Genomic DNA, 12,929 nt, shown 5'->3' with positions numbered 1-12,929 from the left:
TGTCGATGAACAATGTGCACTGACAAGGCCGCCACGTCCTCGCGGCCCGCGCCGGATCGCTTTCGCGCCAACCGTGAGACATTGAGGCGGTGAGGATCTCAGCAAGAACGGACTACGCGGTCCGGGCCATGGCGGAGCTGGCCTGCTCCCCCGACCGGCCCCTGAAGGCGGAGGACATCGCGGGCCGTCAGGACATCCCCGTCCGCTTCCTCTTCGTCGTCCTCAGCGAGTTGCGGCAGGCACGGCTGGTACGGAGCGTGCGCGGGCCGGACGGCGGGTACACCCTCGCCAGACCCCCCGCGGAGATCACCCTCGCCGACGTCGTCCGCGCGATGGACGGACCCCTCGTGAGCGTGCGCGACCTGAAGCTGACCGGTCTGGAGTACCAGGGCGCCGCCGCGCCGATGCCGGACGTGTGGCGGGCGGTGCGGACGAGTCTGCGCCAGGTCCTGGAGGGCACCACCCTGGCGGACCTGGCGTCGGGAACGCTGCCCGCGCTCGTACGGGAACGGGCACGGGAGTACAACGACGACGTGCGGACGTATCCGTAGCCGCCCTGTGCGGGGCGAGGCGGTGCGGGCACTGCCCGGAGTCGCTCCGCGCGGCCGGTCCCGCGCGGTCGTCACCTGGAGGGCAGGGTGAGTTCGCCGCCCCGGTAGAAGCCCTCGCTCTCCTGGACGACGTACGGCGCCATGACCTCGCGCCGTTCCCGCTCCGCGTCGGAGGTCCGCCAGGCGTCGCACGCCTCCCGCGAGGCCCAGATCGAGACGCCGGTGATCTCCTGTCCGTCCTCGGACCAGTAGGCCAGGGCCCGGATCATTCCGGTGGGAGCGAAGCCCGGACGCCAGGCCCGCTCAAAGTCCTCCAGGGTGCCCGGCTCGATGCGGCGCGTGGTCACCCAGACAAAGTGCCGCTCCATCGCAGCCTCCTCGGAAACGGGGATCGGCTTGATCGCGCTCTTCGACCACCGTAGGTCCGTGGTCCCGATTCCGCTCCTCAACGGGGGCGCGACGGGGACAGGGCGCGGTCCGGCGCGGGGCCGTGTTGTGCGTGGGGCCTCCGCCGACGCGGCCGAGCGGCGACACTGGGACGTCCGCACTCCCACTCTCCCGGAAGGACACGGAACGAATGGCGACGTTCGACCCGCTCACCCGTAGGCTTCGGCGGCTCTTCGAGGTCCTGGACACCGACGGGGACGGATTCGTCACCTGGGCCGACCACCGCCGCATCGTGGAGGGTTACGCCGCCGCGTACGGGCTGGCGCAGGACGATCCCCGGATCCAGGCGCTCGGCCGTGCCTACTGGGCGCAGTGGCTGGGGCTGCTCGCCCAGTCGGTGCCCGGGCAGGAGCGACTGGGCCAGGACGAGTTCGTCGCGGCCCATCGCGCCGTGGGCTATGACACGGACCGGCCCGACCTGCTCGAGAACCTCGCGGAGGCGATCTTCCGCATCATGGACACGAAGGGGGACAAGCGGGTCAGCAGGGAGGAGTTCGCCGCCTACCTCTCCGTCTGGGGGCTGTCGGACGAGGAGGGCTCGGCCGTCTTCGACCGGCTGGACCTGGACCGCGACGCCTATGTCTCCCAGCGGGAGATCGCCCGGTCGCTGCGCGCGTTCCACCTCCACAACGACGACCTCGACACGCCGGGCAGCGTCTTCCTCGGCATGCGCTGAGGGTACGGGCTCGGTGGGTGGCCGATCCCGTGCCGGCCCTGCGCGCCTGCGGGTCCGCGGGGTGGGTGATGCGGAGCGGGCCGGGGTGTGGTCGGATCGGCGTCATGGACCTCACAGAGGAGAACGACGGCTCGCCGGGGCCGGATCCCGGTGAGCGCCGCCGTGCCGCCCGGCGGGTCGTCGCGAGCCGGACGACCGACCTGGCCGAGCTCGCGGAGCTCCTCGACATACTGGACCTCCGGCCCGAGGTCGATCACCTCTACCCCGGTTCGGGGACCGGGGCCAGGAACTCTCTCCGGCCCGCGCGCAAGGGCAGGGGCCGCCCGGCCGGCTGAGCGGCCGCCGGCTCCCCTCGGGCCCCTGTGTGGGCGCGCGGGCGGTCGACGGCCAGAGTCTGCGACGGTACGGCCTCCCGCGCGTACACGGCCCTCCCGCTCGTCCAGGGCGAGAAATCCGTCCTCCGCCGCCCCCTCGCGGTGTCGTCCCGCGACATGAAGGCGCGCCGGACTCTCGGCAGCGCGCGCGCTTCTGTTCCTCTGGCACGGCCGGTACGGCAGCGTCCGGGCGCTTCTGTTCTTCGTACGGCGGCGCGCCGTGCGGCCCGGCCACTCCGCGCCGGTGATCAGTCCGCCGCCGCGCCGGTGCGGCGGCACACGGTTGCCGTCTCGGGGCCGATGAGCGCGGCCGAGGCCCCTCCACCGGGCCCCGTGGCGCCCCCGAGTGCACCGGTCAGCACCTCGGCGCCTTCTCTGCGTGCTGCTCGAAAATCCGGGTTCCTACCCTCCCGACCAGGCGTGAGAGCCGTCACATTCGGCATGGAACCCGCTCCTCCGGTGAGACACCAAGCTGCCAGGGCGCCGTCGACACGGCGCTGACCAGGAGGAACGAGAATCATGCCCGAACTCTTCATCGGCGGTGCGTGGCGATCCGCGCTCGACGAGCGCACCCGTGAGATCCGCTGCCCGGCCGACGGCACCCTGGTGGCGGTGGTCGACGAGGCCGGCGGCAAGGACACCGTCGAGGCCATCGCGGCCGCCCGCCGTGCCTTCGACGAGGGCCCCTGGCCGTCGACCCCGGCCGCGGAGCGCGGTGATCTGCTGCTGCGCGTCGCCGACCTCCTCGTCCGCGACAAGGACGCGCTTGCCCGCGCCGAGTCGCTCGACACCGGCAAGCGGCTGGTGGAGAGCGCGTACGACATGGACGACATCGCGAACTGCTTCCGCTACTTCGGCCGGGTGGCCGGCGAGGAGGCGGGCCGGGTCGTCGAGACCGGCACGCCGGCGGTGGACAGCCGGGTCGTGTACGAGCCCGTCGGAGTGTGCGGGCTGATCACGCCCTGGAACTACCCGCTGCTCCAGACCGCGTGGAAGGTCGCCCCGGCGCTCGCGGCGGGCAACACCTTCGTCCTGAAGCCGAGCGAGCTGACTCCGCACACCGCGATCCACCTGATGCGCCTGCTGCAGGAGGCCGGGCTGCCGGACGGCGTGGCGAACCTCGTGCTCGGCGCCGGCCCGGAGGCGGGCGCGCCGCTCGCCGACCATCCCGACGTCGACCTGCTCTCCTTCACCGGCGGGCTGCAGACCGGCCGCCGGCTCATGGCCGCGGCCGCGGGGACGGTGAAGAAGGTCGCGCTCGAACTCGGCGGGAAGAACCCGAACATCGTCTTCGCGGACGCGGATTTCGAGGCCGCCGTGGACATGGCGCTGACCGCGGTGTTCCTGCACTCGGGTCAGGTCTGTTCGGCGGGGGCCCGCCTTCTCGTCGAGGACTCGCTGCACGACCGGTTCGTCGACGAGGTCGTGCGCCGGGCCGGGGAGATCCGGCTCGGCGGGCCCTTCGACGAGCGGGCCCAGACCGGTCCGCTGGTCTCGGCCGCCCACCGGGCCAAGGTCGAGGCGTACGTCGAGCGGGGGCTGGCGGAGGGCGCGGTGCTGCGCTGCGGCGGCGCCCGGCCCGAAGGGCCCGCGTACGACCAGGGCTTCTACTACCTGCCGACCGTGCTCGACGGCTGTGACGCCGGGATGTCGGTGGTACGGGAGGAGTCCTTCGGGCCCGTCCTGACGGTGGAGCGTTTCCGCGACGGGGACGAGGACGAGGCGGTCCGGCTCGCGAACGACACGATCTACGGGCTCGCGGGCGCGGTCTGGACGAGCGACGAGGCCCGGGCGCGCCGCATGGCGGCGCGGCTGCGCCTGGGCACCGTGTGGATCAACGACTACCACCCCTATGTGCCGCAGGCCGAGTGGGGCGGGTTCAAGCAGTCCGGCACCGGGCGGGAGCTCGGGCCGGCCGGTCTCGCCGAGTACCGCGAGGCGAAGCACATCTGGCGCAACACCGCACCGGAGCCGCAGGGCTGGTTCGCCTGACCGACCTCTATCCGTTCAGGAGTCACACCATGACCATCGCTCCACCCTCCCCTGCCTCCGACGACGCCGAGCTGGCCGAGTTCGGCTACCGGCCGGAACTCAAACGGACGCTCGGCAACTTCCATACGTTCGCGGCCGGCATCTCGTACATCTCGATCCTCACCGGCACCTTCCAGCTCTTCTACTTCGGCTTCGCCAGCGGCGGTCCCGCCTACTGGTGGTCCTGGCCGATGGTGTTCGCCGGGCAGTTCATGGTCGCGCTCTGCTTCGCGGAGCTGGCGGCCCGCTATCCGGTCGCGGGTTCCATCTACAACTGGGCGAAGAAGGTGGGAAATCCGCACGTCGGCTGGCTGGCCGGCTGGATGATGCTCATCGCCTCGGTCGTGTCCATCGCCGCCGTGGCCCTCGCCTACCAGCTGACGCTCCCTCAGATATCCTCGTTCTTCCAGTTCGTCGGTGACGGCACCGGGACGTACGACGTGGCGACCAACGCGGTGATCCTCGCCGCCGGTCTGATCCTCTTCACCACCGTCGTCAACGCCTTCGGGGTGAAGCTGATGGCGCGGATCAACACCGCCGGGGTCTTCCTCGAACTCATCGCCACGGTCGTGCTGATCGTGCTCCTCGCGGTGAACGTCGTCCGCGGCCCGCAGGTCGTCACGGAGACGGCCGGCACGGGCGACGGCCAGTCCTTCGGCTACCTCGGGGCGTTCCTGATCGCCTCGCTCGCCTCGGCCTACGTCATGTACGGCTTCGACACCGCGGCCTCGCTCGGCGAGGAGTCCCTGGACCCGTCGCGCAACGCACCGCGCGCGATCATCCGCGCGATCGTCGCCTCGTTCGTCCTGGGCGGCCTCATCCTGATCCTCGCGCTGATGAGCGTGTCGAACCTGCGGGGCGAGAAGCTGTCCTCCGACGGGCTGCAGTACGTCGTCCTGGACGTCCTCGGCCCGACGGCCGGCAAGGCCATGCTGTGGTGCGTGCTGATCGCGGTCACCGTCTGCGCCCTCGCGGTGCACACGGCGGCGGTGCGGCTCGCGTTCGCCATGTCCCGGGACAACACCCTGCCCGCGTCCGGCCGGCTCGCGAAGGTCAGCCCGCGGTTCGGGACCCCGATCCTGCCGACCGTGATCATCGGCGTCCTGGCGCTGGCCATCCTGCTGGTCAACATCCGCCAGCCGCAGATCTTCACCGTGGTGACCAGCATCGGCATCGTGATGATCTACGTCGCCTACCTCCTGGTCACCGTGCCGATGCTGGTCGCCCGGCTGCGCGGGCGGTGGCAGCCCGCCGAGGGCAAGTTCTCGCTCGGCCGCTGGGGGCTGCCCGTCAACATCCTGGCCGTGCTGTGGGGCGGGGCGATGACGCTCAACCTCATCTGGCCGCGCGCGGCCGTCTACAACGCCGCCGCCCCCTACCACTGGTACCTGCGCTGGGGCGCCGTCCTCTTCGTCGGCGCGATCGCCCTGGGCGGCTTCGCCTACTACTGGTTCGTCCAGCGGCACCGTACGGGAGTGCTGACGGAACACGCCGCCGTCGCACCCCCCGAGCCCGCCGCACTGAAGGAGGTCACCCCCTCATGACCGAAGCGTTCGACAGCAACGAGTTCGACTATGTCGTCGTCGGCGGCGGAACCGCCGGCAACGTCGTCGCGGCCCGGCTCAGCGAGGACCCGTCCGTGACGGTCTGCGTCCTGGAGGCGGGGCCGAGCGACGTCGGGGACGACAACGTCCTCAGACTCGAACGGTGGATGGGCCTGCTGGACTCCGGCTACGACTGGGACTACCCGGTCGAGCCCCAGGACAGCGGCAACAGCTTCATGCGGCACGCCCGCGCCAAGGTGCTCGGCGGCTGTTCCTCGCACAACTCCTGCATCGCCTTCTGGGCACCGGCCGAGGACCTGGACGACTGGGCGCGCGCCGGCTGTACGGGCTGGAGCGCGGCGGACCTCTTCCCGCTGTACCGGCGTCTGGAGAACAACGACGCCCCCGGTGACCACCACGGCCGCACCGGACCCGTCAAGCTGCGGACGCTCAAGGGCGAGGACCCGTGCGGCGAGGCGCTGCTCAAGGCCTGCGCGCAGGCCGGCATCCCGACGACCCCGTTCAACAGCGGTGCGACGGTCGTGCGGGGCGCGAACTGGTTCCAGATCAACTCGGACGAGAACAACATCCGCCAGTCGTCGTCGGTGGCCTATCTGCACCCGGTCATGGGCAAGCGCCCCAACCTGGAGATACGCACCGGTGTGCGGGCGAAGAAGCTGGTCCTGGACGGCCGCCGCTGTGTCGGCGCCGAGTACCTGGACCCGGACCTGATCCACACGCGGACGGTCCGTGCCCGGCGGGAGGTGATCGTCTCCTGCGGTTCCATCGACACGCCGAAGCTGCTGATGCTGTCCGGCATCGGACCGGCGGAGCACCTGCGGGAGACGGGCGTCGAGGTCGTCGTGGACTCCGCGGGCGTCGGCGAGAACCTCCAGGACCATCCCGAGGGCGTCATCATGTGGGAGGCGAAGCAGCCGATGACCACCACGTCCAGCCAGTGGTGGGAGGCGGGCATCTTCTACGACACGGAGCCGGGTCTCGACCGGCCGGACCTGATGTTCCACTACGGGTCGGTGCCCTTCGACATGAACACCGCCCGGCACGGATACCCGACGTCCGAGAACGCCTTCTGTCTGACCCCCAACGTCACCCGGGCCAGGTCCCGGGGGACGGTGCGGCTGCGGAGCCGTGACTACCGCGACAAGCCGAAGGTCGACCCCCGGTACTTCACGCACGAGCACGACCGTCGCGTGATGACGTACGGCCTCAAGCTCGCGCGGCGCATCGCCGAGCAGCCCGCGCTCGCGGGATGGGCGGGCGCCGAGCTCGCGCCGGGACCGGACGTCCGCACCGACGACGAGTTGCTCGACTACATCGAGAAGACGCACAACACCGTCTACCACCCGGCGTGCACGGTGAAGATGGGCGCGGACGACGATCCGCTGGCACCCCTCGACGCGCGGCTGCGGGTCAAGGGGGTGCGGGGGCTGCGGGTCGCGGACGGGTCGGTCATGCCGGACCTCGTCACCGTCAACCCGTGCATCACGACGATGATGATCGGCGAGAAGTGCGCGGACATGCTCCGCGAGGACGCCTGACCAGGACGAGGCGCCCGGAAAGGCGCCCGACGCGGCAGCTGCCGCGTCGGGCGCCTTCGGCCTAGAAGGTCAGGTTCCAGGCGTCGATCCTGCCGGTGTCCTGGGCGGCGTTGTCGTTCACACGGAGCTTCCAGACGCCGTTCGCGACCTCGGCCGAGGCGTTGACGGTGTAGGTCTGGGCGATGTTGTCCGTGCCGCTGCCGGTCCGGTTGTGCAGGGTGTAGACCGTGCCGTCGGGGGCCACCAGGTCGACCTTCAGGTCACCGATGTACGTGTGCTTGATGTCCACGCCCACCTTGAGGGTGGCCGGCGCGTTGCCGGTCACACCGCTCACCGTGATCGGGCTCTCGACCGTGGTGTTGTCGGCGACGGTGACGTCGGTGAGGTTCTCGAAGAACTTCCCGGGCGGCGGGGTGGTACCGCCGACGGCCTTCAGCGCGTCGGTCTGGCCCTCGCCGAAGAAGCCGTTGTTGGCGGTGGTGCCCGTGCAGCGGCTGTCGGAGGGGCAGGCCGTGTCGTTGGCCTGGGTGGCCAGCCGGGCCCGCAGGTCCGCCGGGGTGAGCGCCGGGTTGACGCTCACCATGAGCGCGGCCACGCCCGCGACGTGCGGGGAGGCCATCGACGTACCGCTCTTGCTGCCGTACTTGCCGCCGGGGAGCGTCGAGTACACGCCGGAGGCGCCGTCGCCGCCGGGGGCCGCGATGTCGATGACGCCGTTGCCGAAGTTGGAGTACGAGGCCTTGACGCCCCCGTTGCCCTGTGCGGCGACGGTCACGACGCCCGGGAGCTCGGTCGGGATGTCGATGCAGGCGTTGGTGATCGTGCGGGTGACCGGCGTGGAGTCGTTGGGGCTCTCGGAGTCGGTCGTCTTGTTGGCCAGGTCGTAGTTGGAGTTGCCGGCCGCGGCGACCTGGAGGGAACCCTTGCTCTCGGCGTACGCCTGGGCGCGCTTGACGCCCTCGATGATGGCGGCCTGGTCCACGTTGTCGGGGCAGTTGAACTGCCAAGGGTCCGTGTAATAGCTGTTGTTGGTGACCTTGAAGCCGTGGTCGCCGGACCACATGAAGCCGCAGATCGTGTTCTCGGCGAAGAAGAGGCTGCTGGTCGGCTCGGCGATGCGCACGGAGGAGATCTTCACGCCGGGCGCGACGCCGATGACGCCCTTGCCGTTCTTGGCGGCGGCGACGGTGCCGGCGACATGGGTGCCGTGGGTGCCGACGTCCCGCCAGGCGCCGGCGCGGGTGTCCGCCTTGCCGTAGGCGCAGGAGACGGAGTCGGCCGCGTTGAAGTTGGGCGCGATGTCCTGGTGCTGGTCGTCGACGCCGGTGTCGAGGATGCCGACCTTGACGGAGGCCGAACCGGTGGTGACGGCCCAGGCCTGGTCGGCCTTGATCTGCGTCATGTCCCAGCGGTTGGACTCGGTCAGCGTGGTCGGCGACTGTGCCGGGTTCGCGGGGAGCGCCGGGTTGTAGGCGTCGGCGGGGACGTCGGAGGTGCGGGTGGCGCCGACCTGCTGGACGCCGGTGACCGTACGCATCGTCGAGGCGAAGCCCGTGGACGTCGAGTGGGCGACGATGACGCCGATGGCGTCGTACGAGGCGAAGACCGAACCGCCGTTGGTGGCGATGGCGGTGCGCACGGCGGTGGTGTCACCGGGGGCGGTGATGACCAGGTAGGCGCGGGTGCCGGCGGCCCAGGCGGCCGGGGCCGCGACGCTCGCCGTGCTCGTCACCGAGGCGCCGGAGGGCTCCGGCGTGGTCGACTCCACCGCCTGCGCGGGTGCGGCGAGGGCGACGGCGGCGCCGAGGGCGGCGGCGGTCGCGACGGAGAGTCTCAGCCGGCTTGATATGTGGGAAAACAATGCGTCCTCCGATGGCCCGGAGGCGCGGGTGGCGCCGACCGGACCGTGTGATGTGTGGGGTGGACGCAAGATCCCAGACGATGCCGTGCGGAAGGAAGCCTTCTGTCCGACAAGCCTGTTGGCGTTACAGAGTGTTGACCTGACGCAGTGCCGGTCAGGGCGGGTTTCCGCCGCGATGGACCGCTTCGTTCCGGGCGGTTCCGGCCTCGACGGGCCGGTCACGCGGGTGAGCCCGCCGACGTCCGGATCGAGGTGACGCGGCACGGCAGGGCGACGGTCGAGGACGCCGCTCCCGGGCCGTCGGCCGGCCCGTCAGTAGGGGCGCGGGGACATGACCTGCGGCTCCGCTCCCGGCGCTTCGAGGACGCACCGGGGGATGCCGGGGCCGGCCGCGGCCCGGACGGTCGCCGGGGTCGGGGGGTCGGTCGGCAGTTCGATGTGCACGCTCACGGGACGGTCGCCGTGGGTGGTGGCGTACCCCATCACGTGGCCGTCGACGAGGACCTCCACCACGGCGGTGTGACCGGTCTCGACGGTGACGCTGACCGAGTGTCCCGCGTGATCGATGTGGAAGTGATGGCGTCGTCTCATCGGGTCGCCTCCGGCCGTCTCGCCTGCCACGCCCCCAGGACCAGCGTAGCCATTCGGCACCTGCGGAGCGGGGGCTGCGGTCCGGGCGGCGTCACCCGAACAGTCGTCTTCCAGGCGTGCAAACACCCCTGCGTCCGGTGCACTGGAGGGGCACACGTCCGCCGAGCATGGAGAACGACCATGTACGAAATGCACGTCGGCATAGCGCCCCGAGACGGGGTCTTCGTCTGGCACGTGGCCGCCATGGGCACCGCGACCGCCCTCTGCGGGCAGTCGCTGCACGAGGAGCCCCTCGAGGAGCGCGAGAGGACCGACCGTCACTGCACCCCCTGCATGAGCTCCTTCCAGGAGCTGATGAACGACCGGAACTAGTGCTACACCCCGAGGCGGTCCCGCATCTTGGCCAGTGTGGGGCGTTTCCCGGCGCGCTCGCGGGAGTGGCGGTCGAGTTCCTCCATCAGGCGCCGGCCGCGGTGGTCGAGATCCAGTTCGTCGAGGATCCGGTCGATCTCCGCGAGCAGGGCGCCGTGGAGCTGCCACTGCCGGGGGTCCCGCTGGACCTCCTGGAGCAGCAGGTCCGCCGCGTGGTCACGGACCGCGCGGGCCGCGACGAGCTCGCCCGCGAGGCGTTCCTCCGCGGCGTCGGCGTGCGCGCTGACCCGCGACGTGACGAGGACGGCGTAGCTCACGAGCGTGTCGGCGACGCGCGCGAGGAGGTCTTCGAGCGCGATCGCCACGTCGTTCGGGAAGAGTTCCTCGTCCTCGCGTTCCTTGGCGAGGTCGGTGAGCGTGCGGGCCAGGACGCGCAGGACGACGGCGCAGATCTCCAGCGTGTCGAGTCCGGTGCGCAGGACGACGCGGTGCAGCAGCCCCTCCTTGACGCGCGGATTGAGCCGGAGGCTGTCCTCCGCCTGCCGCAGCGCCGCGTCGACGTCGGCCACGTCGTTGTCGAGCCGGCGCGCTTCGTGCAGCCGCTCCTCGTGCCCGCGTGCGGCGGCGTGGGCGGCCGAGGTGGGGTTGGTGAGCTCCTCGCCCATGCTCAGCATGAGCTGCCGCATCCGCCGTGCCAGGTCCTCGATGGACTCGCCCGCCGACCCCACCCAGACCGGTGGGGCGAGCAGCACGTTGAACAGCAGGCCCACCACCGCGCCGATCAGCGTCTCCAGGACCCGGTCCCAGGCCGTGTCGGTGACCTGGGTGACGCCGAGGACGAGCATCGCGCTGATCGCGACCTCGGGGACGAACTCGTCGACCCGTACGAACCGGCCCACCACCAGTGAGGCCAGGATGATCAGCCCGAGGCTCCACCAGGTCAGCCCGACCAGGGCGCTGAACCCGATGGCGATGATCACGCCGACGACGACGGAGTTGACCCGGCGGATGCCGGTGGTGAGCGTGGAGTAGAGGGTCACCTGGACGACGAGCAGGGCGGTGAGCGGCGCGGTCAGGGGCGCCGCCTCGCTGCTCAGCTGGAGGGCGACGGCGTACGAGATCACCGCCGCGGCCGTGGACCTGAGGGTCTGCACGACGACCGGGTCCCTGCGCCGGGCGAGCAGATCGGCCATCGGTTGTCGAAGCGCTCCGTGCACGAACATCATTTGTCAGACCTTCCCACCCGTGGCGGCTTTGCACGCCCGTACCGGGACGGCGCGCCGGAATGGCGGTTCCGTCGGGGGTACGGTGGGATGGAGAACGATCACGCGTCCACGACGGATGGATGAAGGTTGTGTCGACCTCGAGCCACGCGGTGTCCGGTGCCCCTTGCTGGGTCAGTCTCATGGCCCGCGACCTGGGCGCCGCGGAGACCTTCTACGGTGCCGTCTTCGGCTGGGAGTTCCGGCCCACCCGCCTGGGTGAGGAGTTCTCCGTCGCCCTCGCCGACGGCGCGCCGGTCGCCGGGATCGGCGCGCTGGCGCCGCGTCTGGCCGTGGCCGTCGCCTGGACCCCGTACTTCGCCGTCGACGACGCGGATCTGACCGCCTCCCGCATTCGCGAGCGGAGTGCCACGGTGGCCGTGGGGCCCCTGCGGTTCGGTACCGGGCGCGCGGCGCTCGCGTCCGATCGTGAGGGCGCCGTCTTCGGCATCTGGGAGGGCGAGGTGATCCCCGACTGGAGTGTCGGCAAGGGGGGCGCCCCGGCCTGGCTGGAGCTGCGGACGAGGAACGCCTTCGACGCGGCCATCTTCTACGCCGAGGTCCTGGAGTGGGCCGGCGAGCGGCCCGGCTGCTGCCAGGTCTCGTACGAGGACGACCACGTCGTGCTCAGCCATGGCAACGTCACCGTGGCGCGGCTGTACGGCGGCGCGGTGGAGGCTGCGCCCGATCCGCAGATCAGGCCGCGGTGGCACGTGCATTTCCGCGTGCCGGACGTGGAGGTCGCGCTCGAAGCCGCCCTCCGGGCGGGCGGGACCACCACGTCGGCCGTCCTCCCGTCGGGGAACGGCCGCTGCGTCACGCTGCGCGACCCGGACGGTGGGCTCTTCACGGTGGCCGACAGCGTGGAGTGACCGCCGGACGCGCCGCCGGGCAGGTCACCCTGCGGCAGGTCACTCTCCCACGTGCGCGGCCCGCCGGATCGTGGCGTCGAGGAGGGCGAGGGCCTGGTCGCGGTCTCGTCCCGGTGCGCGGTTCCAGGGGCCGATCAGGCCGTTCCAGCCCTGGGCACGCAGCTCGGTGACGATCCAGGCGGCCGAGCGGTTCATGGTGTCGGCGCTGCCGTAGCCGAGTCGGTGGGCGGTGAGCAGCGCGCCGCAGAGGCAGCGGGCGCCGCGGGCGTCGCGCAGGCGATACGGGCGGTTCTGCCAGCCCCATTCGACCAGGATTCGGCGGGCGTGCGCGAGGTGGGTCGAGGGGCGCAGGTCGCCCTGTCCGACGCGGCGCCAGGCGTGCAGCCGGTCGGGCAGGACGGCGCCGAGCCGGCCGGGGAGCGGCCGTTCGACGGGCGGGGGCGCGGTGAGGCCGGCGAGGGCGGTGGCGACGAGCTGGTCGACGGGTACGGAGAGCAGCCGGCGCCAGTCTCCGGGCGCGGCGCCGACGCGGGCGGGCGCGGCTTCGGCGGGAGCGGGGGGCGGGCCGCCGGGGGTGTCCCAGTTCCGGACGATCTCCTGCCAGGCGGCGGTGTCGTACAGCCGCGCCGCGGCGCGGTCCACGGTGTCGATGTCGGGGGCGGGCGGCAGGGGCATGGTCGCTCCGGGCTCGGGGGATCTCTCACTCCTGAGAATGTCGGCTTTGCCCGGATCATCCTTGAGCGATCCACCCAAAAGTTACCAATCGGTATGCCGTGACTTCCCATGCGG

13 protein-coding genes are annotated in these 12,929 nt (G+C 71.5%); 8 read left to right on the top strand and 5 right to left on the bottom strand.

What is annotated here, in order from left to right; translation table 11 throughout:
- Positions 1–89: 89 nt before the first annotated feature.
- Positions 90–551, top strand: coding sequence for an RrF2 family transcriptional regulator (locus tag ACZ4VW_RS16210; protein ID WP_329112882.1), 462 nt, complete (start codon positions 90–92; stop codon positions 549–551).
- A 71-nt stretch (positions 552–622) separates the two neighbouring features.
- Here ACZ4VW_RS16210 and ACZ4VW_RS16205 read toward each other — a convergent pair whose 3' ends face one another.
- Positions 623–919: a hypothetical protein gene (locus ACZ4VW_RS16205; RefSeq protein WP_467962697.1), complete on the bottom strand. Its 297-nt coding sequence runs from the start codon at positions 917–919 to the stop codon at positions 623–625.
- A 209-nt stretch (positions 920–1,128) separates the two neighbouring features.
- Here ACZ4VW_RS16205 and ACZ4VW_RS16200 point away from each other — a divergent pair, with 209 nt between their 5' ends.
- From ACZ4VW_RS16200 to ACZ4VW_RS16180, 5 genes are all read left to right on the top strand, one after another.
- A complete protein-coding gene (locus ACZ4VW_RS16200) occupies positions 1,129–1,674 on the top strand; it encodes an EF-hand domain-containing protein (RefSeq protein ID WP_467962695.1) in 546 nt (181 codons plus the stop codon).
- Between the two features lie 104 nt (positions 1,675–1,778).
- On the top strand, positions 1,779–2,009 hold the full coding sequence (locus ACZ4VW_RS16195; RefSeq protein ID WP_467962692.1) for a hypothetical protein: 231 nt from the start codon (positions 1,779–1,781) through the stop codon (positions 2,007–2,009).
- 558 nt (positions 2,010–2,567) lie between these two features.
- Entirely contained in the window at positions 2,568–4,040 is a 1,473-nt protein-coding gene (locus ACZ4VW_RS16190; RefSeq protein ID WP_467962690.1) for an aldehyde dehydrogenase family protein, read from the top strand.
- Positions 4,041–4,069: 29 nt separating this feature from the next.
- Complete coding sequence (locus ACZ4VW_RS16185) at positions 4,070–5,623, top strand: APC family permease (protein ID WP_467962688.1); 1,554 nt, start codon at positions 4,070–4,072, stop codon at positions 5,621–5,623.
- Positions 5,620–7,182 (top strand): GMC family oxidoreductase, encoded by a 1,563-nt coding sequence (locus ACZ4VW_RS16180; protein ID WP_467962686.1) that lies wholly within the window; start codon positions 5,620–5,622, stop codon positions 7,180–7,182. Before ACZ4VW_RS16185 ends, ACZ4VW_RS16180 begins: the two co-directional genes overlap by 4 nt.
- A 61-nt stretch (positions 7,183–7,243) precedes the next feature.
- Here the strand turns inward: ACZ4VW_RS16180 and ACZ4VW_RS16175 are convergent, their stop codons facing one another.
- Complete coding sequence (locus ACZ4VW_RS16175) at positions 7,244–9,043, bottom strand: S8 family serine peptidase (protein ID WP_467962684.1); 1,800 nt, start codon at positions 9,041–9,043, stop codon at positions 7,244–7,246.
- A 312-nt stretch (positions 9,044–9,355) separates the two neighbouring features.
- Entirely contained in the window at positions 9,356–9,634 is a 279-nt protein-coding gene (locus tag ACZ4VW_RS16170) for a hypothetical protein (RefSeq protein ID WP_467962682.1), read from the bottom strand.
- Between the two features lie 180 nt (positions 9,635–9,814).
- Here ACZ4VW_RS16170 and ACZ4VW_RS16165 point away from each other — a divergent pair, with 180 nt between their 5' ends.
- Positions 9,815–10,006 carry a hypothetical protein gene (locus ACZ4VW_RS16165; protein ID WP_355109417.1) on the top strand — a complete coding sequence of 64 codons (192 nt, stop codon included), beginning with the start codon at positions 9,815–9,817 and terminating at the stop codon, positions 10,004–10,006.
- Positions 10,007–10,008: 2 nt separating this feature from the next.
- Here ACZ4VW_RS16165 and ACZ4VW_RS16160 read toward each other — a convergent pair whose 3' ends face one another.
- Positions 10,009–11,199 carry an FUSC family protein gene (locus ACZ4VW_RS16160; protein ID WP_467962680.1) on the bottom strand — a complete coding sequence of 397 codons (1,191 nt, stop codon included), beginning with the start codon at positions 11,197–11,199 and terminating at the stop codon, positions 10,009–10,011.
- 212 nt (positions 11,200–11,411) lie between these two features.
- Between ACZ4VW_RS16160 and ACZ4VW_RS16155 the strand changes: the two genes are divergently transcribed.
- On the top strand, positions 11,412–12,140 hold the full coding sequence (locus ACZ4VW_RS16155; RefSeq protein ID WP_467962678.1) for a VOC family protein: 729 nt from the start codon (positions 11,412–11,414) through the stop codon (positions 12,138–12,140).
- Positions 12,141–12,179: 39 nt separating this feature from the next.
- On the opposite strand, the gene ACZ4VW_RS16150 is transcribed toward ACZ4VW_RS16155, so the two are convergent.
- The gene (locus tag ACZ4VW_RS16150; protein WP_467962676.1) at positions 12,180–12,815 is read right to left on the bottom strand and encodes a DUF6197 family protein; all 636 of its coding nucleotides are present in this window, start codon (positions 12,813–12,815) and stop codon (positions 12,180–12,182) included.
- Between the last annotated feature and the right edge of the window lie 114 nt (positions 12,816–12,929).

The sequence above is a fragment of the Streptomyces sp. NPDC029139 genome, from assembly GCF_055564335.1.
This window is presented reverse-complemented; position numbering and strand designations above follow the sequence as displayed.

Bases quoted from the DNA above. Each gene is read 5' to 3' on its own strand.
- ACZ4VW_RS16205 (WP_467962697.1), bottom strand. From the start codon at position 919: ATGGAGCGGCACTTTGTCTGGGTGACCACGCGCCGCATCGAGCCGGGC.
- ACZ4VW_RS16200 (WP_467962695.1), top strand. From the start codon at position 1,129: ATGGCGACGTTCGACCCGCTCACCCGTAGGCTTCGGCGGCTCTTCGAG.
- ACZ4VW_RS16195 (WP_467962692.1), top strand. From the start codon at position 1,779: ATGGACCTCACAGAGGAGAACGACGGCTCGCCGGGGCCGGATCCCGGT.
- ACZ4VW_RS16190 (WP_467962690.1), top strand. From the start codon at position 2,568: ATGCCCGAACTCTTCATCGGCGGTGCGTGGCGATCCGCGCTCGACGAG.
- ACZ4VW_RS16185 (WP_467962688.1), top strand. From the start codon at position 4,070: ATGACCATCGCTCCACCCTCCCCTGCCTCCGACGACGCCGAGCTGGCC.
- ACZ4VW_RS16180 (WP_467962686.1), top strand. From the start codon at position 5,620: ATGACCGAAGCGTTCGACAGCAACGAGTTCGACTATGTCGTCGTCGGC.
- ACZ4VW_RS16170 (WP_467962682.1), bottom strand. From the start codon at position 9,634: ATGAGACGACGCCATCACTTCCACATCGATCACGCGGGACACTCGGTC.
- ACZ4VW_RS16165 (WP_355109417.1), top strand. From the start codon at position 9,815: ATGTACGAAATGCACGTCGGCATAGCGCCCCGAGACGGGGTCTTCGTC.
- ACZ4VW_RS16160 (WP_467962680.1), bottom strand. From the start codon at position 11,199: ATGGCCGATCTGCTCGCCCGGCGCAGGGACCCGGTCGTCGTGCAGACC.
- ACZ4VW_RS16155 (WP_467962678.1), top strand. From the start codon at position 11,412: ATGGCCCGCGACCTGGGCGCCGCGGAGACCTTCTACGGTGCCGTCTTC.
- ACZ4VW_RS16150 (WP_467962676.1), bottom strand. From the start codon at position 12,815: ATGCCCCTGCCGCCCGCCCCCGACATCGACACCGTGGACCGCGCCGCG.